General features: G+C 70.6%; 21 protein-coding genes. 7 read left to right on the top strand and 14 right to left on the bottom strand.

The genetic code is table 11. The annotated features are described in order from the left end of the window. Positions 1 to 30 precede the first annotated feature (30 nt). From ACLF5H_RS13300 to ACLF5H_RS13275, 6 genes are all read right to left on the bottom strand, one after another. On the bottom strand, positions 31 to 612 hold the full coding sequence (locus tag ACLF5H_RS13300) for a hypothetical protein (protein ID WP_421676264.1): 582 nt from the start codon (positions 610 to 612) through the stop codon (positions 31 to 33). A 475-nt stretch (positions 613 to 1,087) separates the two neighbouring features. Further along, positions 1,088 to 2,251, bottom strand: a complete 1,164-nt coding sequence (gene mqnE, locus ACLF5H_RS13295) for an aminofutalosine synthase MqnE (RefSeq protein WP_421676263.1) — start codon at positions 2,249 to 2,251, stop codon at positions 1,088 to 1,090. Positions 2,252 to 2,289: 38 nt separating this feature from the next. Beyond that, a complete protein-coding gene (locus tag ACLF5H_RS13290; protein ID WP_037658649.1) occupies positions 2,290 to 2,745 on the bottom strand; it encodes an Lrp/AsnC family transcriptional regulator in 456 nt (151 codons plus the stop codon). Positions 2,746 to 2,821: 76 nt separating this feature from the next. Continuing rightward, entirely contained in the window at positions 2,822 to 3,472 is a 651-nt protein-coding gene (locus ACLF5H_RS13285; RefSeq protein WP_421676262.1) for a UbiX family flavin prenyltransferase, read from the bottom strand. Between the two features lie 96 nt (positions 3,473 to 3,568). Continuing rightward, positions 3,569 to 4,480, bottom strand: coding sequence for a menaquinone biosynthesis prenyltransferase MqnP (gene mqnP, locus ACLF5H_RS13280; protein ID WP_421676334.1), 912 nt, complete (start codon positions 4,478 to 4,480; stop codon positions 3,569 to 3,571). 11 nt (positions 4,481 to 4,491) lie between these two features. Beyond that, positions 4,492 to 5,943, bottom strand: a complete 1,452-nt coding sequence (locus tag ACLF5H_RS13275) for a menaquinone biosynthesis decarboxylase (RefSeq protein WP_085566022.1) — start codon at positions 5,941 to 5,943, stop codon at positions 4,492 to 4,494. Positions 5,944 to 6,462: 519 nt separating this feature from the next. Between ACLF5H_RS13275 and ACLF5H_RS13270 the strand changes: the two genes are divergently transcribed. The 7 genes from ACLF5H_RS13270 (at position 6,463) to ACLF5H_RS13240 (ending at position 15,248) form a co-directional block, all read left to right on the top strand. Next, positions 6,463 to 8,103 carry an FG-GAP-like repeat-containing protein gene (locus ACLF5H_RS13270; RefSeq protein WP_421676261.1) on the top strand — a complete coding sequence of 547 codons (1,641 nt, stop codon included), beginning with the start codon at positions 6,463 to 6,465 and terminating at the stop codon, positions 8,101 to 8,103. 30 nt (positions 8,104 to 8,133) lie between these two features. Further along, complete coding sequence (locus ACLF5H_RS13265) at positions 8,134 to 8,685, top strand: hypothetical protein (protein ID WP_421676260.1); 552 nt, start codon at positions 8,134 to 8,136, stop codon at positions 8,683 to 8,685. Positions 8,686 to 8,958: 273 nt separating this feature from the next. Next, complete coding sequence (locus tag ACLF5H_RS13260; protein WP_421676259.1) at positions 8,959 to 9,543, top strand: DUF6232 family protein; 585 nt, start codon at positions 8,959 to 8,961, stop codon at positions 9,541 to 9,543. Beyond that, positions 9,540 to 9,890, top strand: a complete 351-nt coding sequence (locus ACLF5H_RS13255) for a hypothetical protein (RefSeq protein ID WP_086812658.1) — start codon at positions 9,540 to 9,542, stop codon at positions 9,888 to 9,890. Before ACLF5H_RS13260 ends, ACLF5H_RS13255 begins: the two co-directional genes overlap by 4 nt. A gap of 187 nt (positions 9,891 to 10,077) precedes the next feature. Then, positions 10,078 to 11,484 (top strand): condensation domain-containing protein, encoded by a 1,407-nt coding sequence (locus ACLF5H_RS13250; protein ID WP_421676258.1) that lies wholly within the window; start codon positions 10,078 to 10,080, stop codon positions 11,482 to 11,484. A 105-nt stretch (positions 11,485 to 11,589) separates the two neighbouring features. Then, positions 11,590 to 13,674 carry a hypothetical protein gene (locus tag ACLF5H_RS13245; RefSeq protein WP_421676257.1) on the top strand — a complete coding sequence of 695 codons (2,085 nt, stop codon included), beginning with the start codon at positions 11,590 to 11,592 and terminating at the stop codon, positions 13,672 to 13,674. An 11-nt stretch (positions 13,675 to 13,685) separates the two neighbouring features. Continuing rightward, the gene (locus ACLF5H_RS13240) at positions 13,686 to 15,248 is read left to right on the top strand and encodes a hypothetical protein (RefSeq protein WP_421676256.1); all 1,563 of its coding nucleotides are present in this window, start codon (positions 13,686 to 13,688) and stop codon (positions 15,246 to 15,248) included. Positions 15,249 to 15,269: 21 nt separating this feature from the next. On the opposite strand, the gene ACLF5H_RS13235 is transcribed toward ACLF5H_RS13240, so the two are convergent. From ACLF5H_RS13235 to hemL, 8 genes are all read right to left on the bottom strand, one after another. Beyond that, entirely contained in the window at positions 15,270 to 15,686 is a 417-nt protein-coding gene (locus ACLF5H_RS13235) for a hypothetical protein (RefSeq protein ID WP_421676255.1), read from the bottom strand. Between the two features lie 25 nt (positions 15,687 to 15,711). Continuing rightward, on the bottom strand, positions 15,712 to 16,809 hold the full coding sequence (gene ccsB / locus ACLF5H_RS13230; protein WP_421676254.1) for a c-type cytochrome biogenesis protein CcsB: 1,098 nt from the start codon (positions 16,807 to 16,809) through the stop codon (positions 15,712 to 15,714). Beyond that, on the bottom strand, positions 16,806 to 18,518 hold the full coding sequence (gene resB / locus ACLF5H_RS13225) for a cytochrome c biogenesis protein ResB (protein ID WP_421676253.1): 1,713 nt from the start codon (positions 18,516 to 18,518) through the stop codon (positions 16,806 to 16,808). The genes ccsB and resB overlap by 4 nt, the downstream gene beginning before the upstream one ends. A gap of 3 nt (positions 18,519 to 18,521) precedes the next feature. Further along, positions 18,522 to 19,292, bottom strand: a complete 771-nt coding sequence (locus ACLF5H_RS13220; protein WP_374193146.1) for a cytochrome c biogenesis CcdA family protein — start codon at positions 19,290 to 19,292, stop codon at positions 18,522 to 18,524. Position 19,293: 1 nt separating this feature from the next. Beyond that, entirely contained in the window at positions 19,294 to 19,884 is a 591-nt protein-coding gene (locus ACLF5H_RS13215; RefSeq protein ID WP_421676252.1) for a TlpA family protein disulfide reductase, read from the bottom strand. A gap of 128 nt (positions 19,885 to 20,012) precedes the next feature. Then, a complete protein-coding gene (locus ACLF5H_RS13210) occupies positions 20,013 to 21,263 on the bottom strand; it encodes a hypothetical protein (protein WP_421676251.1) in 1,251 nt (416 codons plus the stop codon). 137 nt (positions 21,264 to 21,400) lie between these two features. Then, positions 21,401 to 22,054 (bottom strand): histidine phosphatase family protein, encoded by a 654-nt coding sequence (locus ACLF5H_RS13205; RefSeq protein WP_421676333.1) that lies wholly within the window; start codon positions 22,052 to 22,054, stop codon positions 21,401 to 21,403. Positions 22,055 to 22,107: 53 nt separating this feature from the next. Further along, positions 22,108 to 23,424, bottom strand: coding sequence for a glutamate-1-semialdehyde 2,1-aminomutase (gene hemL / locus ACLF5H_RS13200; RefSeq protein WP_421676250.1), 1,317 nt, complete (start codon positions 23,422 to 23,424; stop codon positions 22,108 to 22,110). Between the last annotated feature and the right edge of the window lie 899 nt (positions 23,425 to 24,323).

The raw sequence follows: 24,323 nt of genomic DNA, 5'->3' as shown, positions 1-24,323 counted from the left end.
TTGCCGAGTACCCCGGGGGCAGGGGGCGGCTCACCGGGTCCCGGTGGCCGTCCGCCTGGTCACCCACCAGATGCCGAGCGCCGTCAGGAGGGCGGCCCCCAGCGCGTACAGCGGCAGCCAGAGCGTCGTCGTGGCGGAGAGGCAGTCGTCGACGGCGTGCCGGCTCTGGTCCTGCCGCGCGTACGACAGCGCGGCGCCGCCTCGGCCGCCCAGATCACCCAGGGCCGCCTCGGCCTGGAGCGCCGCGTAGTCGCCCAGGTGGGCGCACTCGGTACGGGTGCCCGGCATCGGCAGGAGCCAGGGCCAGCGCTGCAGGGCGGGGGCCAGCGCGAGGGCCACGCACAGGCCGATGACCAGCGACTGGACCGCCAGGCTCCGCGCGTAGCCGGACCGCGTGCCCGGCATGGGGGCCGGGGGGCTGGTGAAGGCGAGGACCACCGTGAGCAGGGTGATGCCGATGTAGGTGGAGAACCACTGCCACGAGCCGGCGGAGAGCGCGAACGCGAGCACTCCGGCGAGTGCGGTGCCCAGCACCCCGGCCCGGTTGCCGGCTCCCCGGTCCGCGGCGGCGGTCACGGAACCCCGGGTGCCCGGGGAGCTGCGGTCGTCCATGCTCTCTCCTGCCTGGCTCCGGGCCCCCAGTCTCCGGCCACGCCCCCTTCGGACCTTCGCGCCATGCCGCCGCGTCCGCCCGGTTGGCGGGGGGACGGGAACGTTCCGCGTCCCCACGCCGCGCCCTTCGGAACCCGCTCCGACACGAGCGCGGGGTGGAGTGATCGCGCGCGGGTCGGGTCCGGGTCGGGTGCGAGTCTGGTGCGGCCGGGCGCGTAGTTCCCCGCGTCCCTGGGAGGACCACTCGCCCCGGCCCGGCCGAAAAGTCACCGACCGCCCGCGCGCATCGGCCCGCCCGCGCGCATCGGCCCGGGTGCGGGCAGACCGTGGTCGATCGCGCAGTTCCCCACGCCCCTGAGCGGGAGCACTCGCCCCGGTCGAGAAGTGACCGGGCGCCCGGCAGCCCCCCGTTGGTACGTGCGTGCGCCCACCCGTCAGCAGACCGAGACGGGTGGGCGGGTGGGACAGAAGGGCGTCAGAGGCGCATCGGCTGGGGAGAGTCCCTGCGCGCCGGGTCCGCCGCGTCGTACTCGCGGATGATCTCGTAGCGCGTGTTGCGCTCCACGGGGCGGAAACCGGCGTCGCGGATGAGGTCCAGGAGGTCCTCGCGGGTCAGCTTGTTCGGCGTGCCGTAGTTGTCCGCGTCGTGAGTGATCTTGTACTCGACGACCGAGCCGTCCATGTCGTCCGCGCCGTGCTGAAGGGCCAGCTGCGCCGTCTGGACGCCGTGCATGACCCAGAAGACCTTCACATGCGGGACGTTGTCGAACAGCAGCCGGGAGACCGCGAAGGTCTTCAGGGCCTCGGCGCCGGTCGCCATCGTGGTCCGCGCCTGGAGCTTGTTGCGGACCTTGCCGTCCTTCATGTCCACGAAGTCGTGCTGGTAGCGCAGCGGGATGAAGACCTGGAAGCCGCCCGTCTCGTCCTGCAACTCGCGCAGGCGCAGCACGTGGTCGACCCGGTGCCGCGGCTCCTCGATATGGCCGTACAGCATCGTGGCCGGGGTCTTCAGGCCCTTCTCGTGCGCGAGGCGGTGGATCCGGGACCAGTCCTCCCAGTGCGTCCGGTGGTCCACGATGTGCTGGCGGACCTCCCAGTCGAAGATCTCCGCGCCGCCACCGGTCAGCGACTCCAGGCCCGCGTCGATCAGCTCGTCCAGGATCTCGGACGCCGTGAGACCGGAGATCGTCTCGAAGTGGTGGATCTCCGTCGCCGTGAACGCCTTGAGGGAGACGTTCGGCAGCGCCGCCTTCAGCTCGCGCAGCGACCTCGGGTAGTAGCGCCACGGCAGGCTCGGGTGCAGCCCGTTGACGATGTGCAGCTCGGTGAGGTTCTCCGTCTCCATCGCCTTGGCGAGCTTGACGGCCTCCTCGATGCGCATCGTGTACGCGTCCTTCTCCCCCGGCTTGCGCTGGAAGGAGCAGTACGCGCAGGAGGCCGTGCACACGTTCGTCATGTTCAGGTGCCGGTTGACGTTGAAGTGCACGACGTCGCCGTTCTTGCGCGTCCGCACCTCGTGCGCCAGACCACCGAGCCAGGCCAGGTCGTCCGACTCGTACAGCGCGATGCCGTCCTCGCGGGTCAGCCGCTCACCGGAGCGGACCTTCTCCTCCAGCGCGCGCTTGAGCCCGACGTCCATGCCAACACCTTTCTACGACAGCTCGGCCTACGGTATCCCTAGACCTCTTCGGGCAGCTCCCCGACCCGGTTCTCCCACTTCGTGGACAGCACGATGGTGGTACGGGTCCGCGAGACGCCCTTGGTCCCGCTGAGTCTGCGGATGATCCGCTCCAGGCCGTCCACGTCGGCCGCGCGCGCCTTCAGCATGAAGGAGTCGTCACCGGCGATGAACCAGCAGTCCTCGATCTCCTTGAGGTCCCGCAGCCGCTGCGCCACGTCCTCGTGGTCGGCCGCGTCGGAGAGCGAGATGCCGATCAGGGCGGTGACGCCGAGACCGAGGGAGGCCGAGTCGACCGTCGCGCGGTAACCGGTGATGACACCGGCCGCCTCCAGCCGGTTGATGCGGTCGGTGACGCTGGGTCCCGACAGTCCGACAAGGCGCCCCAGCTCCGCGTAGGAGGCCCGGCCGTTCTCCCTGAGGGCCTGGATGAGCTGCCTGTCCACCGCGTCCATGCGATCGAAGCCTTCCGCTGAAGAGTTCCGGAGTGATGAAAGGTAAAGCACCTGCCCGGTCACGGCCGACCGCCGGTCACGGCTGGTCCGCGCCACCGCCCAGTTCGCCCCGCCAGCGCCGGTACAGCCCGTGCTCGACGCCCGCCGCGTCCAGCACCCGCCCGGCGACGAAGTCCACCAGATCCTGGATGTGCGTGGCGCCCGCGTAGAAGGCGGGCGAGGCGGGGACGACCGAGGCGCCGGCGTCGTCCAGGGCGACGAGATGCCGCAGGGTCTGGCCGTTCAGCGGGGTCTCCCGGACGGCGACGACGAGCGTGCGGCGTTCCTTCAGGGTGACGCTCGCCGTGCGCTGGAGCAGGTCCTTGGACAGGCCCAGCGCGACCCCCGCCACACAGGCCGTGGAGGCCGGCACGATGAGCATGCCCTTGGCCGGGTACGACCCCGAGGAGGGGCCCGCCGCGAGATCGCCCGCGTTCCAGTACCGCACTCCGCTGACGTCCGCCGCGAAGGTCCCGGGCTTTCCGTCGGCCCCGCGGGCCAGCCATTCCCGCAGGTCCTCCTGCCAATGGGCGTCCCGGAACGAGATCCCCGTCTCGTCCAGCAGGGTCAGCCGGGAGGCCCGGCTGACCACCAGGTCGACGGCCTCGCCCGCCGCCAGCAGCGCCCGCAGCACGGCAGCCGCATACGGCGTTCCGGAAGCACCGGACACCCCCACGATCCAAGGCACGCGCCGCGTTTCTCCTGCGTTCACACCTTGAGCGTACCGGCGTGCCCACCCGGGCTCAGGCCGGGTGGGGGCAAGACGCGGGCGTGCGCCCCGGGTTCAGACGGTCAGGCCCCGGACCAGCAGGTCCAGCAGAGCACACACGAAAAGGGCGATGCCGATGAATCCGTTGACGCTGAAGAACGCCCGGTTGAGCCGGGACAGGTCGTGCGGGCGCACGATCCGGTGCTCGTAGAGGAACGCGCCGGCCACGACGACCAGGCCGAGCCAGAAGAAGGCACCGGCGTGGGTGGCGAGGGCGTACCAGACGAACAGCGCGGTGGTGATCGTATGGCAGGCGCGGGCGCCCCAGATCGCGGCCGGGATGCCGAAACGGGCCGGGACCGACTTCACGCCGATGGCCCGGTCGGTCTCCACGTCCTGGCAGGCGTAGATCAGGTCGAAGCCGCCGATCCAGATGCCGACGGCGAGGCCGAGGATCACCGCGTCCCAGGACCAGCTGCCGGTGATCGCGAGCCAGCCGCCGATGGGGCCCATGGCCTGGGCGATACCCAGGATGGCCTGCGGGAAGTTCGTGAACCGCTTCCCGTAGGGGTAGACCACCATCGGGATCACCGCGATGGGCGCGAGGGCCAGGCACAGCGGGTTCAGGAGCGCGGCGGCGCCCAGGAAGACCACCAGGGCGACGAACGCGCCGGTCCAGGCGTGCCGCACCGACATCGCGCCGGTCACCAGCTCGCGGTGCGCGGTGCGCGGGTTACGGGCGTCGATCTCCCGGTCGATGATCCGGTTCACGGCCATCGCGAAGGTGCGCAGGCCGACCATGCAGATCGTGACCAGCAGCAGCCGGGCCCAGTGGATGTTCTTGTCCAGCGTGTACATCGCCGTCAGGGAGGCGATGTAGGCGAAGGGGAGCGCGAAGACCGAGTGTTCGATCATCACCAGCCGCAGGAAGGCCGGAACACCCCCGCGGCGGCGGGGACCGTCCTTCGCGCCCCCGCCCTCGATCATGGCTTCGCTGCTCACAGTCCGTATTCCTTCCAGCGCCGAGTCACCCGTTCGGCCGTATCCGGGTCCGACAGGACCATCTCCGGCCACCCGCCGTCGCGCGTGTAGCCCTCCTCCGGCCATTTCCGGGTGGCGTCGATCCCGGCCTTGCCGCCCCAGAACTGCTGGTAGGAGGCGTGGTCGAGATGGTCGACGGGGCCTTCGACGACCGTGAGGTCACGGGCGTAGTCGGTGTTGCCGAGGGCGCGCCAGGCGACCTCGTGCAGATCGTGGACATCGCAGTCGGCGTCCACGACCACGATCAGCTTGGTGAGGGACATCATGTGCGCCCCCCAGACGGCGTGCATGACCTTCTGCGCGTGCTTCGGGTACTTCTTGTCGATCGAGACGATCGCGCAGTTGTGGAAGCCGCCGGCCTCGGGCAGGTGGTAGTCCACGATGTCCGGGACGATGATCTTCAGCAGCGGCAGGAAGAAGCGTTCCGTGGCACGGCCGAGCGGGCCGTCCTCGGTGGGCGGGCGGCCGACCACGATCGACTGGAGCAGCGGCCGCCTGCGCATCGTCACGCAGTCGATCTTCAGCGCGGGGAACGGCTCCTGCGGGGTGTAGAAGCCGGTGTGGTCGCCGAACGGGCCCTCGGGCAGCATCTCGCCGGGCTCCAGCCAGCCCTCCAGGACGACCTCGGCGTTGGCCGGGACCTGGAGCGGCACGGTCTTGCAGTCGACCATCTCGATCCGCTTGCCCGCGAGGAACCCGGCGAACAGGTACTCGTCGATGTCGCCGGGCAGCGGCGCGGTGGAGGCGTAGGTGACGGCCGGGGGGCAGCCGAAGGCGATGGCGACGGGCAGCCGCTCGCCCCGGCGGGCGGCCACCTGGTAGTGGTTGCGGCTGTCCTTGTGGATCTGCCAGTGCATGCCGATGGTGCGCTTGTCATGGCGCTGGAGGCGGTACAGCCCGAGGTTGCGCACGCCGCTCTCGGGGTCCTTGGTGTGGGTCAGACCCAGGTTGAAGAAGGAGCCGCCGTCCTCGGGCCAGGTGAACAGCGCGGGGAGCCGGTCGAGGTCGACGTCGTCGCCGTGCAGGACGACTTCCTGGACCGGCGCTTCCTTGATCTTCCTCGGCGGCACATGGGCCATCGCGCCCAGCTTGCCGAACGCCTCGCGCACGCCGACGAAGCCGTGCGGCAGCTCGGGGCGCAGCAGTCCGCCGATCTTGTCGGAGATGTCGCCGTACGACTTCAGGCCGAGCGCCTTCAGCAGGCGGCGGTCGGTACCGAAGACGTTCATGGCCAGCGGCATCGCCGAGCCCTTGACGTTCTCGAAGAGCAGCGCGGGGCCGCCGGACTTCTGCACCCGGTCGACGATCTCCCCGATTTCCAGGTAGGGGTCGACCTCGGCCTTGATGCGCTTGAGGTCTCCCTCGCGCTCCAGGGCCCGCAGCAGGGAGCGAAGATCGTCATAAGCCATGCCCCCCAGTATCTGCCACGCCCCACCGGGCTCCCGTCACCGGGCCCGGGTCACCGGCCGGACGGGGTGTCGGATCCCGTACCGGATCTTGAAGAACGGCGGGCGGCGAGGGGGCGGCCCGTTCCGCGGGGAGTTCACGGACGGCCTTCCGCGATGCGCGACAAGACCCCTCGGTTCCGTGACCTACCTCTCTTTATGTTCCCTATACGCAATCAATGCGTCATGTAAAGATCATGAAGACCAACACAGGGCGACATGAGAGCCGTTGGAATCATTCGGCACTTACCGAAAGGGCGAGCACGTAAGTCGATGCGCATAACCCGCATACATAAGTTATTCCTTTCAGCCGGCGCGCTGGTCCTGGCGACCGCCCCGCACGCCGCCGCCGACACCGCTCCCCCGGCGACGCCCATATCCTCCGCACCGTCCACGCTCGCGCCCTCCGCCGACGATGACGACGCCGCCGAAGACGGCCCGTGGACAAGTGAAGCGGCCGAGAAATTCTGGACGTCCGAGCGGATGGCCGCGGCCACACCGGACTCGCCCCGCCCCGAGGCGCCCGCCGGCGGAAAGCCCGCCGCACGGGTGTCGGCCGCGGCAGCCGCCAAGGACGGCCACTACTTCGGCGGCGTTCCCACCGTCGGCACCTTCTTCCACTACGTGAAGAACCCCGCGACCGATCGGCTGGAGGGGCGTTTCTGCTCGGCCAGTGTCATCGACAGCCCGCAGGGCAACGTCATCCTGACCGCCGCGCACTGCTCGGGCGGCACCAAAGGCATGTTCGTGCCCCGCTACGACGGCGCGGCGGCCGACCCCGCTCCCTACGGCCGGTTCCCGGTGCAGAAGTGGATCCGCGACTCCCGCTGGTACAAGGTGGGCGACGACCCCACCCGTGACGCCTACTCCGACCTGGATTACGCCTTCGCCCGGGTCGGCCCCAACAGCGGTGACAAGAGCCTGCAAAAAGCTGTCGGTGCCGCTCTCGAACTCGGCCAGGTGAACGGCGACTACGGCCGGACCGTGACCGTGGTCGGCTACCCGGGAAGCCACAACCCGGAGAACCGGCCGATCATCTGCCCGGATGTCACAACCCGGCAGCTTCCCGGCTACCGGCAGCTGCGCATGGAGTGCGGCGGCTTCTACGGAGGCACCTCCGGAAGTCCCTGGATCACCGGCCTGAACACCACCACCGGCAGCGGCACCGTGATCGGCAACCTCGGCGGCTACTACGGCGGCGGTCTGGAGAACAACAGCGACCGCGTCTCCTTCGCCGTCACCTACGACCAGCGCGCCCTGGAGATCTACTCCGCCGCGAAGAACGACACCGAACCGCGGACATACCCGCGCGGCTACAGCATGTACCCCACCGGCGGCGGCCTGTGGACCAACGCCAAGAAGATGGCGTCCGGTGACTACGACGGTGACGGCAGGACCGACATGATCGTCGTCTGGGTGGACGGCGAGGTCACCCTCTACAGCGGCGACGGCAAGGGCGGATTCTCCGGCGAGAAGAGGATCACGAAGTCCGACACCTGGAAGAACGCCAAGGTGATCGCCGGAGGCGACTTCAACGGCAGCGACTCCTCCGATCTGCTCGTGGTCTGGGTGGACGGCGAGGTCACCCTCTACACCGGTGACGGCAAGGGCGGATTCGCCAAGGAGACGCAGCTCCAGAAGCCCAATGACACCTGGCGGAACGCCACCCAGATCACGGCCGGGCGCTACAGCGACAACAAGTGGACCGACGACCTCATGGTCCGCTGGGTCGACGGGGAACTCTCCCTCTACACCGACGTGGACGGCCGCGGCCTCCTCCACGAGCACAAGCTCAAGGATCCCAACGCCACCTGGGAGCACGCCACGATCCTCACCGCGGGCAACTTCACCGGCGGCGCCCATTGGGACGTGGTGGTGCGCTGGTCGGACGGCGAACTCTCGCTCTACCGCGACGCGAGCCCCTCCGGTGTGGGAACGGAAGTGCGGATGCTGTCCTCCAACACGTTGTGGACGCACGCCTCCGTGATGACCGCGGGCGCCTACACCCAGGGCGAGCCCGACGACCTGCTGGTGCGCTGGTCGGACGGTGAGACCACCCTCTACGCCGACACCTCCACCACCCTCGGCCGTGAACACATGCTCGTACCGCCCAAGGCCGGCTGAACCCCCTCTCAGGAAGGCGAGGTACCCGCGATGTACCTGCGTACTGCGGCGACCGTGCTCACCGCGACCGTCATCGGGCTCACGGGCACGCACGCCGCCTCGGCGGCCGAGGGCCCGGGCCTGAGCGTCAGCGTCCGCGGGGGCGGCAGTGACAGCGACGCGGGCGGCGCCCTCCAGCAGGGCGCGCCCGTCGTCGTCACGTCCGACGTCGACCTGACCTCCCTGGCCGCGGACGGCGATGGCGGATTCACCGTGAGATCCCCGGCGTTCACCGAGGACGTGACCATGGAGATGCAGAAGAACAGCTTCGGGAAGGGCCGGGGCACCATCGGCTGCGACACCGCGCCGGGACGCTACCCGGTCGACGTCGCCGGGCCGCACAAGGACTCCGCGGCGATCGGCGACCGGGGCCGTCTGACCATCACGGTCGCGGACGACCACGACCGGTACTGCGCGCGGGCGGCCGGTTCCTCCAGTCACGTCGGCACCGTCGCCGCGGTCGGCGGGGGCGCGCTGGTGCTCGCCGCCGCCGGCTGCGTCGCCGTGCGCCGCCGGAGGACCCGGAGGACCGGGAACGCCTGACCCCGCGAGCACCGGGGACCACCGGAGCGGGTTCCGCGCCGGGCCGGATCGTGCTCGGCGCGCGGTTCTCGCCGTTGTTAACCACTTGCGAGCGCCGCGCGCGGGTCGGGTTAATGGGCGTCACCGAGCAGTCAGTTCTGCCCGACCTCTGGGGGACGACAGATGCAGTACGGCACAGGGCCGGAGCGCCCCGCCCAGGACCTGCCACCCGCACCACCCGCGCCATCCGCCCCGCCGACCACGCCGCCCGCCCCATCCGCCGCCGTGCCGCCCATGCCGGATGTTCCCGCGCCCTCGCCGCACCCGGTGCCGAGGATGCTCGAGCTGCGGGTCAGCAAGCGGATCCTGTGGATCGGGCGGGCGGTGTATCCGCTGGCCAACATCGCCCGTGTGTACTCCTTCGTGCTGCGGCCCAGGCGCAAGGAGGCGGTGCTGCGGTTCCTGCGGTACAGCGCCGGGACCATCGCCATCGCGATGCTCGTGATGCTGCCCAGCCTGCCCGCGCTGGCGCTGGGCGGCTCGGACGGGCAGTCGGGCGCGGCCGGTTACGTCGTCTTCGTCTGGCTCCTCGCCATCGGCGCCGAGATCTTCTTCCTGGTCGACATGATCGGTGTCCTGACCGCGAGCCCGCAGTTCGTCCTCGCGGTGGAGACCTCGGGCGCGTCCACCGCGCTGGTCACCAGCCCGGACCCGCGCTATCTGGACCAGCTGGTGGAGCAGCTCTCGTACGCCATCGAGCATCCGGACACCGAGTTCCGGGTGACGGTGCAGAGCCTCACGGTCTCGCCGAAGAACTACTACTTCGGGGACAACGTCAACATGTACGGCGGCAGCGGAAACACGGGGATCAGCTCATGAGCGGTGACAGCTACTTCTACGGCGACAACGTGAACATGCACGGCGGCACCGGCAATATCGGCATCGTCAAGAACCAGGGCGGCGCGCCGACCGCGCAGGACCCGGCGCTGGCCGCGGCCCTCGCGGAACTTCGGCGGCTGGTGGCCGAGTTGCGGGCGCAGGTGCCGGAGCCCAGCGCGGCGCTGCTCGACGAGTCCGTGCCGGCCGCGACCGCCGACGCCGCCGTACCCGCGCCGGAGCGGCACCGGGCGCTGATGGCCATCGCCGGGATCGCGGCGACCGTCGGCACGGTCGGACAGCCGGTGGCGGAGGCGGTGCGGGCGATCATCGGGATGATCAACGGCTGATCCCCGGTCGAACCCTGGCCGGACCCCGGCCCACCCCCGCATGGTCACTGTCGGTTAATCAGTCCCCCGTTCGGCCTGCCACCCGTTCCGTTGAAATGGCGGCGGCGGGCATGTCTCCGCCGCCTCCCACGGCATTGCCTTGGAGGGGGGCCCTATTCAGCAGGGCCCCTTCTTCGATGGGAGACGCGTGCGAATCACTGACATCCAGCGCTGCGGGGTACGGCCGGGACGGCTCGTCGAGTGGACGCTGAGCCCGGCCACCGTGGCGGCGGCGACGCGGTTGCCGGAGGACTCCCGGCCGCCGGCCTACATCCAGGAGTCGCACATCCGGACCGCCAAGTGCGTACGGGAGGAGGGGCTGTTCGTGCCGACCTGGCTCGGCACCGCCTTCGACCTGCCGGGCCGGGTCGACCTCGACGTGCTCCAAGAGGCGCTGCGCTCCTGGACGTTGCGGCACGAGACGCTGCGCAGCGGGTTCCGCTGGGCGGGCGAGGAGCTGCGCCGGTTCACCCTCGACCCGGCCGACGTGTCCCTGCACCGCGAGGACGCCGGGGAGTTCGAGGACGCGGAGCGGCTCACCGCGCATCTCCAGGACCGCTTCGACACCGTCGCCGACGCCCTGCGCTGGCCGAACCTGATCTACACCGCCGTCGTACGCCCCGACTCCACCAGCGTCTACATGGCCTTCGACCACAGCAATGTGGACGCCTACTCGCTGACCCGGATCGCCGCCGAGGTGCACGAGCTGTACGACGCGCTCGCGGCCGGGCACCCCGCCGACCACCCCGCCCCCGCGGCCAGTTACGTCGACTTCTGCGAGATCGAGCGGGCCGACGCGGACCGGCTGGACGGCGGCGACGACATCGTGGCCCGCTGGCGGGAGTTCATCCGGCGCGGCGGCGGCACCCTGCCGACCTTCCCGGTGGACCTCGGCCTCACCCCCGGCGAGCCGCTGCCCCCGCAGGCGATGCTGTGCGAGCCGCTCGCGGACGCGGAGGCGGCGGCCGCGTTCGAGGCGTACTGCCGCCCCTACGGCGGAAGCCTGGTCGGCGTGCTGGCGGCGACCGCGCTCGCCGTGCGGGAGCTGGGCGGGCAGTCGGTGTACCGGACGGTCGTGCCGTTCCACACCCGGGTCCGCGCGCGCTGGACCGACTCGGTGGGCTGGTACGTGGGCGGCGCCCCCATCGAGGTGCCGCTGACCGGCACCCGCGGCTTCCCGGACGTCCTGCGGGCGGTGCGGGCGGAGCTGGGCGCGGCCCGCAAGCTGGCCCGGATGCCGCTGGCCCGGGTGCTCGCGCTGCTCGGCGCGGACTTCCGGCCCACCTCGCCCGACCTGTACTCGATCGTCTCGTACGTCGACACCCGGGCGGTGCCCGGCGCCGACCGGTGGACGGACATGCGGGCGCACGCGCTGCTGCGGGTGTCGTACGGCGACCAGGTGTGCGTCTGGGTGAACCGGCAGCACGAGGGGCTGTGGCTGGCCAGCCGCTACCCGGACACCGACGTCGCCGCGAAGAACATGCGGCTGTACGTGGAGCGGCTGCGGGACCACATCGCCACGGCGGGCCACGGCAGCCTGTCCGCGGTGTCATGAGCGCACCGCGGTGCCATGAGCACACATCGTTATCCAAACGGGCACCACTGGCCCTGGCACGGAGCAACTACCCCTTTCTACACTGTTGTTGAGGGGGGCGATGCTGTGCGCACACGGTTGCACGGGCGGGGGGCGCTCTTCGACGCCGATCCGGCCGGACTCGCGCCGCGCCTGGTGGGCCTGGTCCCCGGACGCCATCGCGCCCATCCTCTGGAGCACCCGGACGAGCCGCCCTTCGTGGTGCTCACCGGCGCCCGGGGGCTGGGCAAGAGCGCGGTGCTCGACGCGCTCCGGGAGGCCTACCGGGGGCACACCCCGGTCGCGCTGATCGACTGTTCGGCCACGCAGTTCGCCGGGCCGCCCGCGGGCCGCCCTGCCGACTCCTGGTCGCCGTCGGCCCAGGCGCTGCTGGTGATCGCCGAGCAGCTGGCCGAGCCGGTGACCGGCGCCGGGCGGATCACCTTCCCGCGGCTGATGTCGGGCCTGGTCGCGGTGGCCGCGGGCGGCTGGGGCGACGCCGAGGCGGAGCGGATCCGCCGGGAGGTCGAGCGGATCCTGCTGCTGAACGAGCGGGGCCCGCGGATCGGCGCGTTCGCGGGCAGATGGGCGGGCAAGGTCGCGGCGAAGGTGGTCGCGGCCGCGACCGGCGCGGGCCCGCTGGTCTCGGGCGCCATCGAGGCCACCCTGGAGTCCGTCGCCGAGGGGTTCACCGGCCACAAGCACCAGAAGGCGTCGGAGTGGTACCGGTCGTACCCGAACGCGGGCGGCAACGCCCAGCGCGGGCTGATCCTCTTGTCCCAGCACTTCCGGGACGGCGACGGCTCGCGCGAGCACGCGGAGCGGTACCTGGCGCGGGCGCTGCTGGCCGACCTCGGCGAGGCGTACACCGGGTTCATGGCGAGGATGCAGCGCCTGGGCCGGCCCCTGGTGCTGCTCGACAACGCGCAGACGACCCCGGGCCCGGAGCTGACCGCGGCCGTGCTGCGCGATCGCGCGGAGGGCACCGGCGACCGGGTGGTGTTCGTGGCCGCCCGGCGCGGCGAGGGCCGGGCCGAACTGCCCAACGCCGTACGGCGGCAGCTGGCCGAGGTCGCCCGGCGCACCGGCTGGACCCCGGACGCGGCCCCCTCCTCGCGGGCGCTGCTCATCGCGCTGCCGCCGCTGAGCGCGGACGACACCCTGCACATCGTCGGCGCGCTGTGCGCGGACACCGCCGTGCCCTCCCATCTCCCGGCCGCCGCGCACCGGTTGACCGGCGGCAACCCGCTGGGCGTGGTGCTGCTCGCCGAGTCGGCCGCGCAGCATCTGCCCGAGGTGACCTCGCTGGGCGAGCTGCTCACCGCGGAGTTCCGCCCGGCCGAGGACCAGCCGGGCTCACCCGTCCACCAGGCGCTGCTGGACCGGCTGGTGCCGGCCGCGTACCTGGAGGAGCTGACCGTGCTGGCCGCCGCCCACGACCATGACTCGGCGTGCGCCCTGGCCTCGGCACTGCTGCCGGACACCTTCGGACCCGCCGACGTACGGGCCCTGCAGACGCGGCTCGCCGAGGAGGGACTGCCCGTCGTACCGGGGCAGTTCGTCGGCGACCCGTTCGTGCGGACGCTGCTGCTGCTGCGGCTGCATCTGCGCGACGAGGGCCACGCGTCGTGGCGGCGCGCGCACGAGACGCTGATCGAGCACTACGCGGAGCCGGAGCGGGCGCCGTACCGGCTCTACCACGAACTCGCCCTCGGGGACGCCGAGTCGGCGGTCGCGCGATTACGGGACGACTTCGCCGACGCCGACACCCGGGTGTGGCTGCGCACCCTGCGCTTCATCGCGTCCGCGCCCTACTTCCACGCGCATGACGCCGAGGGCCGCGACTTCGGCGGGCGCGGCGACCGGCGGGGCGCGGTGGCGCTCGGCGTGACGGACGCGGGCTATCCGCTGCCTCAGGGCGTGGACGCCGTACTGCATCTGCGGGTACGGCGGTTGCTGCACGCGCTGTGGGAGCTGACGGATCCGCTGGTGCTGCCGGACCCCAAGGTGTGCGACCGGCTCCGCTTCGAGCTGGAGCAACTGTCCAATCTGCGCCCCGCGGCGGGCGCGCTGCTGTGGCGGGCCTCCCGGGACTGGCCGGCGGCCGCGCTGGCCGGGCGCCCGATCGAGGGCCCGGCGGATCCTGAGGACGACGGTCGCGGGGAGGCCTGATGGCGGGGGGCATGGGGACCTGGGTACGCGAGCATGTGTGGGAGATCCCGCTGCGCCGGTATCTGTCCCTGCTGCTGGTGGCGGCCCTGGTCGCGGGCGGGGTCTTCGGGGTGCGCACCCTGATGCACGACGACCGGCGGTGCGCGCCGGGGGTGTCGCGGCCCGCGGGCAGTGACGAGTGCGTGGGCGTGGCGACCGGGGTGTACGACTTCGGCCAGCCCCGCTTCCACCAGGTGGTGGAGGCGATCGGGCGGGAGAACAAGGGCCTGAAGAGCGGGAGTTACGTCACGGTGGCGCTGATGCTGCCGTTCACCTCCACCTCGACGACCAATCTGAACGACATAGAGCATCAGCTGCAAGGCGCCTATCTCGCCCAGTACTCGGCCAACCACGATGCCAACGGGCAGTCCCCGCAGATCCGCCTGCTGCTCGCCAACTCGGGTACGGGCAAGGACAGCTGGCGGCCGACGGTGGACCAGCTGGACGGGATGACCCGGAGCGCGGACCGGCTGCGGGCGGTGGCCGGGATAGGGCAGAGCACCGATCCCAACCAGGCGGCCGTGGCGGCGCTGACCAGGCTCGGCATCCCGGTGATCGGCTCCTCCATCACCGCCGACGAGCTGGCCAACGGGCAGCGCGGCAAGAAGTCCGACCCCTACCCCGGGCTCGCCCGGGTGGCGCCGACCAACACCGACGAGGCCCGCGCCCTCGCCTCCTACACCAAGGCCAAGGCGAACCGGGCCAACGAGAACAAGGCCATGCTGGTCTACGACAAGCCGGGCGACCCGTACACGAACTCGCTGAAGCAGTCGTTCAGCACGCTGATGAACGGCTCGCCGTACCAGCCGGTCCTGGAGCAGCCGTTCACCCCGCCCGCCGACCGCAGCCAGGAGGGCACCACCGCCAACACCTTCCGGCAGATCACCAACATCGTGTGCGACACCCCCCGGGACACCCACACGATCCTGTTCGCGGGCCGGCACACCCAGTTGCGGCAGTTCGTCAACGCGCTGGGCGACCGCGGCTGCATGGACCGCTCCTTCCAGGTCCTCACCGGCGACGAGGCCTCCTACCTCACCTATGAGAAGGAGCTGAACCGCGACGCCCTGCGGCACAACCTCACCGTGCTCTTCACCTCGCTGGCCCATCCGGACGCCTGGCTGAAGAACCCCCCGAAGACGGGCGGTTCCACGGCGGACTACCAGACCCTCCAGCGGCTGCTGAAGACCGCCGAGCACAAACCGGCCGGCCCGATCGGACCGGTCGCCCTGGACGACGGCCAGCTGATCATCGGCTACGACGCGCTCCAGCTCGCGGTGCACGGCATCCGCGAGGCCGTGCCGGAGGGCCGGAGCATCCCGACCCTCGCGGACGTCGGCCTCCAGTGGCCGCAGGTCAAGGGCTCGCTGAAGGTGGCCGGGGCGAGCGGCTGGATCTGCCTGGACGAGCACGGCAACCCGTACGACAAGGCCGTACCGATCGTGCGGCTGACCCCGGAGGGCGACTCGCAGTTCGTCCAGCTGGCCTGGCCGGAGGGCAAGCCACCGGGGAAGGACTGCCTGCCGCCCGCGTGAGGGCGCCCGGGCCGACTCGGGCTACGACCCGGACGCCGGACCCAGCCTTGCGATCAGTTGTTCGAATCTATGGCGCCAGTCCGTGTCCGAGGGCCCCTCGCCCTGGAACTCATGGGTGAAGCGCAGCACGCACTCCGCCGTGCCGTCCCGCTCCAGATGGAACCGCAGCCGTCCGCCGCCGCCCTCGTCGAGGGTGTACTCGGCGACCCGGTCCACGTCCCAGGCGGTGACCCGGCCCGAGCCCAGGCCGCGCAGGGCGACCGCGCCGTCCAGCCGGGGTTCGAGAACGCCGACGGCGGTGCACCACGCCCCGATCCCCTCGGGGGTGGCCACCGCCGTCCAGACGTCTTCCATGGGCCTCGGGAGCCGCACCAGGAAATGGAGTATGTGCGTGTTCCCGTGGGTCTGACTGGTGCCCTGTGCGATGGAACCGCTCATGACTCCAGTGTGGGCGAGCCTTCGCTCACACGCCCGCGTAGGAGTGCTTGCCGGTGACGAAGATGTTCACGCCGTAGAAGTTGAACAGCCAGCAGGCGAACGCGATCATCGCCAGGTAGGCGGCCTTGCGGCCCTTCCAGCCGGCCGTGGCGCGCGCGTGCAGGTAGCAGGCGTAGGCGACCCAGGTGATGAACGACCAGGTCTCCTTCGGGTCCCAGTTCCAGTAGCGGCCCCAGGCGTCGCCCGCCCAGATCGCGCCCGCGATGATCGTGAACGTCCACAGCGGGAAGACGGCCGCGTTGACCCGGTAGGCGAACTTGTCCAGGGAGGCCGAGGCGGGCAGCCGCTCCAGCACCGAGGTGGCGAAGGAGCCCGGCTTGATCCCGGACTCCAGCTTGTTCTCGTACGAGTCCTTGAACAGGTACAGGATGGTGGCGACCGCGCCGACGTAGAACACCGCGCCGCAGAAGATCGCGGTGGAGACGTGGATGTACAGCCAGTACGAGTGCAGGGCCGGGACCAGCTGGTCACTGGCCGTGTAGAGCACGGTCACGGCGAGGCCGAGCAGCAGCAGCACCGTGGTGGTCAGGAACAGGCCCAGCCAGCGCACGTTCTTCTTCAGCGCCAGCAGCACCAGGTACAGGCCCACGGCCACCGTGGTGAACGTGATGCTGAACTCGTACATGTTGCCCCAGGGCGCCCGCCCCACCGAGGCCGCGCGGGCGATCACACCGGCGAGCTGCACCACGAAGGCCAGCACGGTCAGGGAGACCGCGATCCGCCCGTACATGTCGCCCTGGACGTCACCGCCGTGCGCGCCGGGCCCGTCCGGCACGTCCCGGGCACCGGCCGCCGCGCGCACCACGACCTGCGGGCGCTCCAGTACGGCGGTGCCGCCGGCCTTCTTGACGGTGACGGCGGGGCCCGCCTGCTGCTTGCCCCCGTCGGTGAGCGCGTTGGCCGTGCGGGCCACCTTGCTGCGGCTGCCGAAGATCCACTCGGCGATGTAGGCGAGGAAGGCCAGCGTGTACACGGTCATCGCGGAGTAGATGAGCGTGTTGCTCATGTTCGCCAGATGCTCGTTGGTCGCTGTGGCCAGCTCTGTTGCGGCGGCGAGAGTCACTTCTCAGCCCCTTCGGCAGGTACGACGTGAGGGTCGGGGGAGGTTGCGGGGGCGTCGTCCGGGTCGGGTGCCCCCGGCGCCTTGTCGTAGAGGATCCCGGCGAGATCGCCCAGCTCCTCCGGCAGCTTGGCGGACTCGCTGCGGCCGAGCCCGGCCATCTCGACGACGGTCACACCGTCGGCACCGCGCACCGCCCGCACCCACACCCGGCGGCGCTGGATGAACAGGGACGCGGCCAGACCGAAGATCGCGGCGAGCGCGCCGGTCAGGGCCCAGATGCTGCCCGGCTCCTGGACGATCTCGAAGCCGGCCCACTGCTTCACGTCCTTCTCGAACGTGATGGAACCGGCGCCGTTCGGCAGCGACATGGTGTCACCGGGCTTGAGCAGCTTCTTCAGCAGCTGGCCCTTGCCGTCCTTGAACGCCTTCATGTGGCTGGTGTCGAGCTGGTACACGCTCTGCGGGATGCCCGCGTCCACGCCCAGGTCGCCGTGGTAGGCGTTGACCGCGAGCAGCGGGTTCAGCAGCGCCGGGAACTGCGACATCATCGTGCCGGACTTCGGGTCGAAGGTCGGCACGAAGAACGCCTGGAAGCCGAGCTGCTCGCTCTTGCCCCGCGGGTCCTTGTAGCCGTCCATCACCTTGACGACGCCGTTGGAGGTGACATTGCCGTCGAGCGGCAGCAGCGGCACGGCGTCCTGGTAGACGACCTTGCCCTTGCCGTCGCGGACGGTGACGACCGGGGCGTAGCCGTGGCTGACGAGGTAGACCTTGGAGTCGCCGATGTGCAGCGGCTCGTTGACCTTGATCGTGGTGTTCTTGCGCTTGCCGTACGCGCCCACGCTGTAGTCGATCGTCGCCTGGAAGGTGCGGGGCGTGCCGCGGTTGGGGCCGCTGGCCTCGTAGGTGCCGGTGAACTTCTTCAGGTCGAAGCTGAACGGCACCAGGTCGTCGCTGCGGAACAGGCTGCCCGACTTCATGTCGTCGTACATCGGCAGCGCGTTGGAGAAGCCGTCGCCCTCCACCATCAGCTTGGTGCCGTCCGACTTGTACATCTGGCCCCAGGCGAAGGAGACCAGGAGCACGATCAGGGCGATGTGGAAGACCAGGTTGCCCAGTTCGCGCAGATAGCCCTTCTCGGCGGTGACCGCGTCACCCTCGGCGTGGGCGCGGAAGCGGCGCCGCTTGAGCAGCTTGAGCGCGGCCTCGCGGACCTCCTCGGGCTCCGCCGTCGTACGCCAGGTCGTGTACGCGGGCAGCCGGGTCAGCCGCTTGGGCGCGCCCGGGGGCCGGCCGCGCAGCTGCCCGATGAACTGCCAGGCGCGCGGCACGATGCAGCCGATGAGGGAGATGAACAGCAGGATGTAGATCGCGGAGAACCACACCGAGCTGTAGACGTGGAAGAGCCCGAGCTTGTCGTAGATCGGCGCGAGCGTCTTGTGCGCCGACTGGAAGTCCGCGACCTTGTTGATGTCGGCGCCGGACTGCGGGATCAGCGAGCCGGGGATCGCGGCCAGCGACAGCATCAGGAGCAGCAGCAGCGCGACCCGCATGGAGGTCAGCTGCCGCCAGAACCAGCGGATCCAGCCGATCACCCCGAAGGCGGGCACGCCGGTGAGCGGCTCCTCGCGCGGGGCGGTGGACAGCTGGGACCCGGCGGCGCCGAGCTCCTCCTGGTCCTGGCTTTTGTCGGTTTCGGTCTTGCTCATCGATCAGATCCCCACAGTGAAGCCGTTGGACCAGGTCTGCATCTGCTGCACCAGGCTGTCCCAGGCGCCGGTCAGCAGCAGCACACCGGTCACGATCATCATCGTGCCGCCGATGCGCATCACCCACACATAGTGGCGTTTGACCCAGCCGAAGGCGCCGAGGGCCTTGCGGAAGGCCAGCGCGGTGAGCACGAAGGGGATGCCGAGGCCCAGGCAGTAGACGACCATCAGCAGCGCTCCGCGCCCGGCGCTCGACTCGTGCACGGACAGGAAGCTCACCGAGGAGAGCGTGGGTCCGAGGCAGGGGGTCCAGCCGATGCCGAAGAGTGCGCCTATGACCGGCGCGCTCACCAGTCCGGTGGTCGGACGCCGGTGGAAGCGGAACTCGCGCTGGGTGAACCAGGGCATCAGGCCCATGAAGAAGACGCCCAGCAGGATCATGAGCACGCCGAGCACCTTGGACAGCGGGCCCTTGTAGTCCTGGAGGGTCGAGCCGAAGAAACCGAAGAGCGCGCCGCCGGAGACGAACACCGCGCTGAAGCCGAGCACGAACAGCGAGGCACCGGCGACCATCCGGCCCCGCTTGGCCTCCGCGAGGTCGGTGCCGGCCACGCCGGTGACGTAGGAGAGGTAGCCCGGGACCAGCGGGAGCACGCACGGCGAGAAGAACGAGATGAGCCCGCCGAACAGGGCGACGGGCAGCGCGACCAGCAGGGCGCCGTGCATCACCGTCTGGTTCTGGCCCACCATGGCCAGGGTCAGAGTCGCGCTCACGTCACTTCTCCGCGACGACCGGCTTGAGCATCTTCAGCAGCGTGGTGTCGTCCAGCGCCTCCAGGGCGCGCGCGGCGACCTTCCCGTGCCGGTCGATGATGAGCGTGGAGGGGATCAGCTGGGGGTTCAGGGTGCCCTTCTTGAAGCGCAGCATGAGCTTGCCCGTGGGGTCGTACAGGCTCGGGTAGGTGATCCCGTGCGCCTTCTCGAACTCGACCGCGGGGGTCGTGCTGGTGTCGCGGGTGTTGATCCCGACGAACCGCACGCCCTTGCCCTCGTACGCCTTCGACACCTTGGCGAAGTACTGGGCCTCTTCGCGGCACGGGCTGCACCACGAGCCCCAGACGTTGATGACGACGACCTGGCCCTGGTAATCGGCCACGTCCACCGACTTGCCGTCGATCGTCTTTCCGGACAGGTCCGGGGCCGCGGTGCGCTCACTCACCGGCACGGTGTCGATGCCGTTGTTGCCGGTGACGAAGTTGGTGTTGCCGCCGCCGCCCGAGGTGCCGCCCTTGCCGCACGCGGACAGGGACAGGGCCGCGGTGACGGCCACAGCGCCGAGCAGGACGGCGCGGCTACGGGTACTCATGTGAAAAGTTTCGCATGTCGTTCCCGGGGTTCTCGCGCACCCCCCTGCGGGGCGGAAAACCGCATTTCAGGAGCTATTTACACGGGACATTCCGGGCGCGGGAGGTCGGACCCGCGCCCTCGCGGAACTCAGGCGAGGAACGTCTTCCAGCCACCCGTGGGCTGGTGCCCGACGTCCAGCGTGCGCAGCTTGTCGAGGACCTCGGGCTTCTGGACGTCGATCCAGTCCGTGAACTCCTTGAAGGAGACCATCCGGACGTCGGCGCCCTTGTCCCGCTGGGCCGCGATGTGCTTGAACGCCTCCTCGACGGAGTCCATGTAGATCCCGCCGTTCCACTGCTCGAAGTGGTTGCCGATGAAGAACGGCGCGCGGTTCGTCTCGTACGCCCGCTGGAAGCCGGCGATGTACGCCGCCGCGGACTGCTTGCGCCAGCCCGGGTAGTTGTAGGCGGGCGCCTTGGTGGAGTTCACGGACTGGTTGGCGAGCATGTTGTAGTCCATGGACAGCACCTCGAAGCTGTGCCCGGGGAACGGCACGGCCTGGAGCGGGTAGTCCCAGACGCCCTGGCGCTTGACCGGCCAGACCTGGCGGCCGCCCGGGGACGAGGCGTCGTAGCGCCAGCCCAGCTCGCGGGCGGTGGGCAGCAGGTTGTCCTGGCCCAGCAGGCAGGGGGTGCGGCCGCCGGCCAGCTCCTTGTCGTAGTCGAAGGGGAGCGCGGGCAGGTCGTGCCAGCCGGTGTTGGTCTTCCACTCCTTGACGAAGGACTTCGCCTGGTCGATCTCGCTCTTCCACTGCTGTGGCGTCCACCACTTCACCGAGCCGTGCGTCTCACCGCAGAAGTGCCCGTTGAAGTGGGTGCCTATCTCATGGCCCTCCAGCCACGCCCGGTTGACGTTGGTGAGGGTGGCCTTGATGTGCTCGTCGGTGAGGTAGCCGATGTCGGAGGCGCCGCGCGCGTTGTTCGGGGGCTCGTACATCCGCTTCTTCGACTCGGGCAGCAGGTAGAGGCCCGAGAGGAAGAAGGTCATGTGCGCTTCGTGCTGCTTGGCGAGGTCCAGGAAGCGCGGGAAGAGGCCGTTGCCGACCTCGCCCGCGCCGTCCCAGGAGAAGACGACGAACTGCGGCGGGGTCTGGCCCGGCTCCAGCGGCTCGGGCTTCTTCGAGTGGCCGGGCTGCTTGCCGGTGAAGGAGGTGGAGCCGTCGCCGATCAGCTTGGCCGGCCGGTCCTTGCCGCCCTGCACCTGGCGGGAACCGTCCGCGTGCCCGCCGCCGTCCGAGGACTTGAGGCCGCCGCAGCCGGACAGGGTGGCGGCGGCCGCGGCGCCCGCGCCGAGGCCGAGCATTCCCCGGCGGGAGAGGTTCCGGGAGACGGTACGCATGAAGGATCCCCGATTCGTCGCGCGTGGTGATGGTGGTCACCCAGACAGAGGGCGCGACGATCGGGGAGGTTCCTTCAATTAATATGTTTTTCGCAATAGTTCCGGCAAAAGTAGCCTAAGCGCCATTTAACGGGCCGTCAGGCGCCGAACGCCTTCCCCTGCCCGCCGCCCTTCTGCGGCTGGGCCCCGGCCCGCAGATGCGCCGGGACCAGATCGATGGCGGGCTCGCTGTAGCCGACCGACACGATCTTGTCGCCGAGATAGGTGAAGGACGTCAGCGACGCGAGGGTGCACTGCCGCTTGCGCGGGTCGTGCCACAGCCGCCGCCGCTCCACGTACGACCGGACGATCCACACCGGCAGCTGATGGCTGACCAGCACCGCCTCATGGCCGCGCGCCCGGTCCTTGGCCGCGTCCAGCGCGCCCATCATCCGTACGACCTGGTCCACGTACGGCTCGCCCCAGGACGGCCGGAACGGGTTGACCAGGTGCTTCCAGTTCCCCGGCCGCTGCAGCGCGCCGTCGCCGACGCCGAAGGTCTTGCCCTGGAAGATGTTCTCGGCCTCGATCAGCCGCGCGTCGGTGGCCAGGTCGAGGCCCTGCGCCTTGGCGATCGGGGTGGCGGTCTCCTGCGCCCGCTCCAGCGGGGAGGCGCAGACATAGGTGATGTCGCGCGGGGCGAGGTGCTCCGCGACCCGGTCGGCCATCTTCCGGCCCAGCTCGGAGAGGTGGTAGCCGGGCAGCCGCCCGTACAGCACGCCGTCCGGGTTCTCCACCTCGCCGTGCCGCATGAGATGGACGACCGTGACGTCCTTGTCGCCGGTGCTCACACTGTTTCCGATGGTCACGCGGTGGCCTCCGCAGCCGCACGGGCCGCCGCCGGAAGGGCGTCGGCGATCTTCTGAAGGGCCCGCTCGTCGTGGGCCGTGGACACGAACCAGGACTCGAAGGCCGACGGCGGCAGGTAGACACCGGCCGACAGCATCGAGTGGAAGAACGCGGTGAAGCGGAACAGCTCCTGCCGCTTGGCGTCCTCGTAGTCGCGCACCTGCCGGTCGGTGAAGAACACCGTGAACATGTTGCTGGCGTTCTGCACCCGGTGGGCCACGCCCTCCTTGCTCAGCGCCTCGCTGACGAGGGAGCGCAGCTGCGCGGAGACGCCGTTGACGGTGTCGTACGCCGCCTCGTCGAGCAGCCGCAGCTGGGCGATGCCGGCGGCGGTGGCGACCGGGTTCCCGGAGAGGGTGCCGGCCTGGTAGACGGGACCCGCGGGCGCGAGGTACGCCATCACATCGGCGCGCCCGCCGAACGCGGCGGCCGGGAACCCGCCGCCCATCACCTTGCCGAAGGTCATCAGGTCGGGCCTGACCCCGTCGACGCCGTACCAGCCGGCGCGGCTGGTGCGGAAGCCGGTCATGACCTCGTCGGAGATGTACAGGGCGCCGTTCTCGCGGCAGGCGTCCTTGAGGCCCTGGTTGAACCCGGGGTCCGGCGGCACGACGCCCATGTTGCCGGGCGATGCCTCGGTGATCACACAGGCGATCTCGCCGGGGTGGCGGTGGAACGCCTCCTGCACGGCCTCCAGATCGTTGTACGGCAGCACGATCGTGTCGCCCGCCTGGGCACCGGTGACACCGGGGGTGTCCGGCAGCGCGAACGTGGCCACGCCGCTGCCCGCGGAGGCGAGCAGCGCGTCGACGTGCCCGTGGTAGCAGCCGGCGAACTTGATCACCTTGGACCGCCCGGTGAACCCGCGGGCGAGCCGGATGGCGCTCATGGTCGCCTCGGTCCCGCTGCTGACCAGCCGGACCTGCTCGACGGGCTCGACCCGGGCGACGATCTCCTCGGCGAGCACCACCTCGCCCTCGCCGGGCGTGCCGAAGCTCGTACCGCGGGCGACGGCGTCCTGGACGGCGGCGAGGACCTCGGGGTGCGCGTGCCCGAGGATCATCGGACCCCAGGAGCAGACCAGGTCGACGTACTCCCGGCCGTCGGCGTCGGTGAGGTAGGGACCGCGCCCGGACACCATGAAGCGGGGCGTGCCGCCGACGGCGCCGAAGGCGCGCACCGGGGAGTTCACGCCCCCCGGCGTGACGACGGAGGCGCGGTCGAAGAGCGCCTGGGAGGCGGGCGCGTCGTAGGGATAGGGCGTTTCGCTCATGGCACTCATGACGTGCGGCTTCTCCGGCTTCTCAGACTCCGGTTGCGGGGTGACCTCCTCAGGGTAGGCCGCCCGCCGGACGAGGCGGCGGCCCGCCCGCAGTTCCGCGCCGCTCCGGCCCGCCATCTGCGAGACTGAGACGTGACACACAGCTCCTGGGCACGGAAGGATCAGGGACCGGGCGGATCCCCGTGGACTGTTGTTCCACCGCACGTTTCGGCGGGCGGCCGTGGGGGAGGTCACTGACACGATGATCGGGTTGCGCGGCGGGGGCCACGCGTCCTAGAAAAGCAGTCGGGTGGAGATATGCATCGCGGTGGCGGACTGGGCGAGGGGACCGATGACCTCGGTCCTCGACGTGCCCGGCGGGGAAGGCACCGGCGCGAAGCGGAGGAAACGACCGAAGCACGTAGAACACAGGGTGCACCGGGTGAGCCCGAACGGTACGACCGGCCAAGCGAACGCCTGCACGACCAGCAGACGGAGCGGACCGCCGACAGGGCGAAGGACTTCCCGCGAGACCTCCGGGGCGACCGCCCGACGGACTTCCCGAGGGACGGCCGGGGCGAGCGGCCGGTGGACTTTCCGAGAGACGCCCGGGGTGAACGGCCGGTGGACTTCCCGCGAGAGGCTCCGCGTGACCTGCGGGGCGAGCGGCCGGGGGACTTTCGGGGCGAGCGGCCGGTGGACTTCCCGAAGGATGCTCGGGGAGAACGGCCCGTGGACGTTCCGCGAGAGGCTCCGCGTGACCTCCGGGGGAATCCGGGGAACCCGGGGACTCCGCGGGGGGAGCGGTCGGCGGATCCCGCGCGGAACTCGGACGCGTCGTCGGACTTGCCACGTGACCTGTCGCGCGATGTCCCCCGGGACCTTCCGCGGGACCTCCCTCGGGATCTTCC

This window comes from Streptomyces sp. LaBMicrA B280 (assembly GCF_049222185.1).
Classification (GTDB): domain Bacteria; phylum Actinomycetota; class Actinomycetes; order Streptomycetales; family Streptomycetaceae; genus Streptomyces; species Streptomyces murinus.
This window is presented reverse-complemented; position numbering and strand designations above follow the sequence as displayed.

Coding starts and splice junctions, on each gene's coding strand:
- ACLF5H_RS13300 (WP_421676264.1), bottom strand. CDS start 612: ATGGACGACCGCAGCTCCCCGGGCACCCGGGGTTCCGTGACCGCCGCC.
- mqnE (WP_421676263.1), bottom strand. CDS start 2,251: ATGGACGTCGGGCTCAAGCGCGCGCTGGAGGAGAAGGTCCGCTCCGGT.
- ACLF5H_RS13290 (WP_037658649.1), bottom strand. CDS start 2,745: ATGGACGCGGTGGACAGGCAGCTCATCCAGGCCCTCAGGGAGAACGGC.
- mqnP (WP_421676334.1), bottom strand. CDS start 4,480: ATGATCGAGGGCGGGGGCGCGAAGGACGGTCCCCGCCGCCGCGGGGGT.
- ACLF5H_RS13275 (WP_085566022.1), bottom strand. CDS start 5,943: ATGGCTTATGACGATCTTCGCTCCCTGCTGCGGGCCCTGGAGCGCGAG.
- ACLF5H_RS13270 (WP_421676261.1), top strand. CDS start 6,463: ATGGCCGCGGCCACACCGGACTCGCCCCGCCCCGAGGCGCCCGCCGGC.
- ACLF5H_RS13265 (WP_421676260.1), top strand. CDS start 8,134: ATGTACCTGCGTACTGCGGCGACCGTGCTCACCGCGACCGTCATCGGG.
- ACLF5H_RS13260 (WP_421676259.1), top strand. CDS start 8,959: ATGCCGGATGTTCCCGCGCCCTCGCCGCACCCGGTGCCGAGGATGCTC.
- ACLF5H_RS13255 (WP_086812658.1), top strand. CDS start 9,540: ATGAGCGGTGACAGCTACTTCTACGGCGACAACGTGAACATGCACGGC.
- ACLF5H_RS13240 (WP_421676256.1), top strand. CDS start 13,686: ATGGGGACCTGGGTACGCGAGCATGTGTGGGAGATCCCGCTGCGCCGG.
- ACLF5H_RS13235 (WP_421676255.1), bottom strand. CDS start 15,686: ATGAGCGGTTCCATCGCACAGGGCACCAGTCAGACCCACGGGAACACG.
- resB (WP_421676253.1), bottom strand. CDS start 18,518: ATGAGCAAGACCGAAACCGACAAAAGCCAGGACCAGGAGGAGCTCGGC.
- ACLF5H_RS13215 (WP_421676252.1), bottom strand. CDS start 19,884: ATGAGTACCCGTAGCCGCGCCGTCCTGCTCGGCGCTGTGGCCGTCACC.
- ACLF5H_RS13210 (WP_421676251.1), bottom strand. CDS start 21,263: ATGCGTACCGTCTCCCGGAACCTCTCCCGCCGGGGAATGCTCGGCCTC.
- ACLF5H_RS13205 (WP_421676333.1), bottom strand. CDS start 22,054: ATGCGGCACGGCGAGGTGGAGAACCCGGACGGCGTGCTGTACGGGCGG.
- hemL (WP_421676250.1), bottom strand. CDS start 23,424: ATGAGCGAAACGCCCTATCCCTACGACGCGCCCGCCTCCCAGGCGCTC.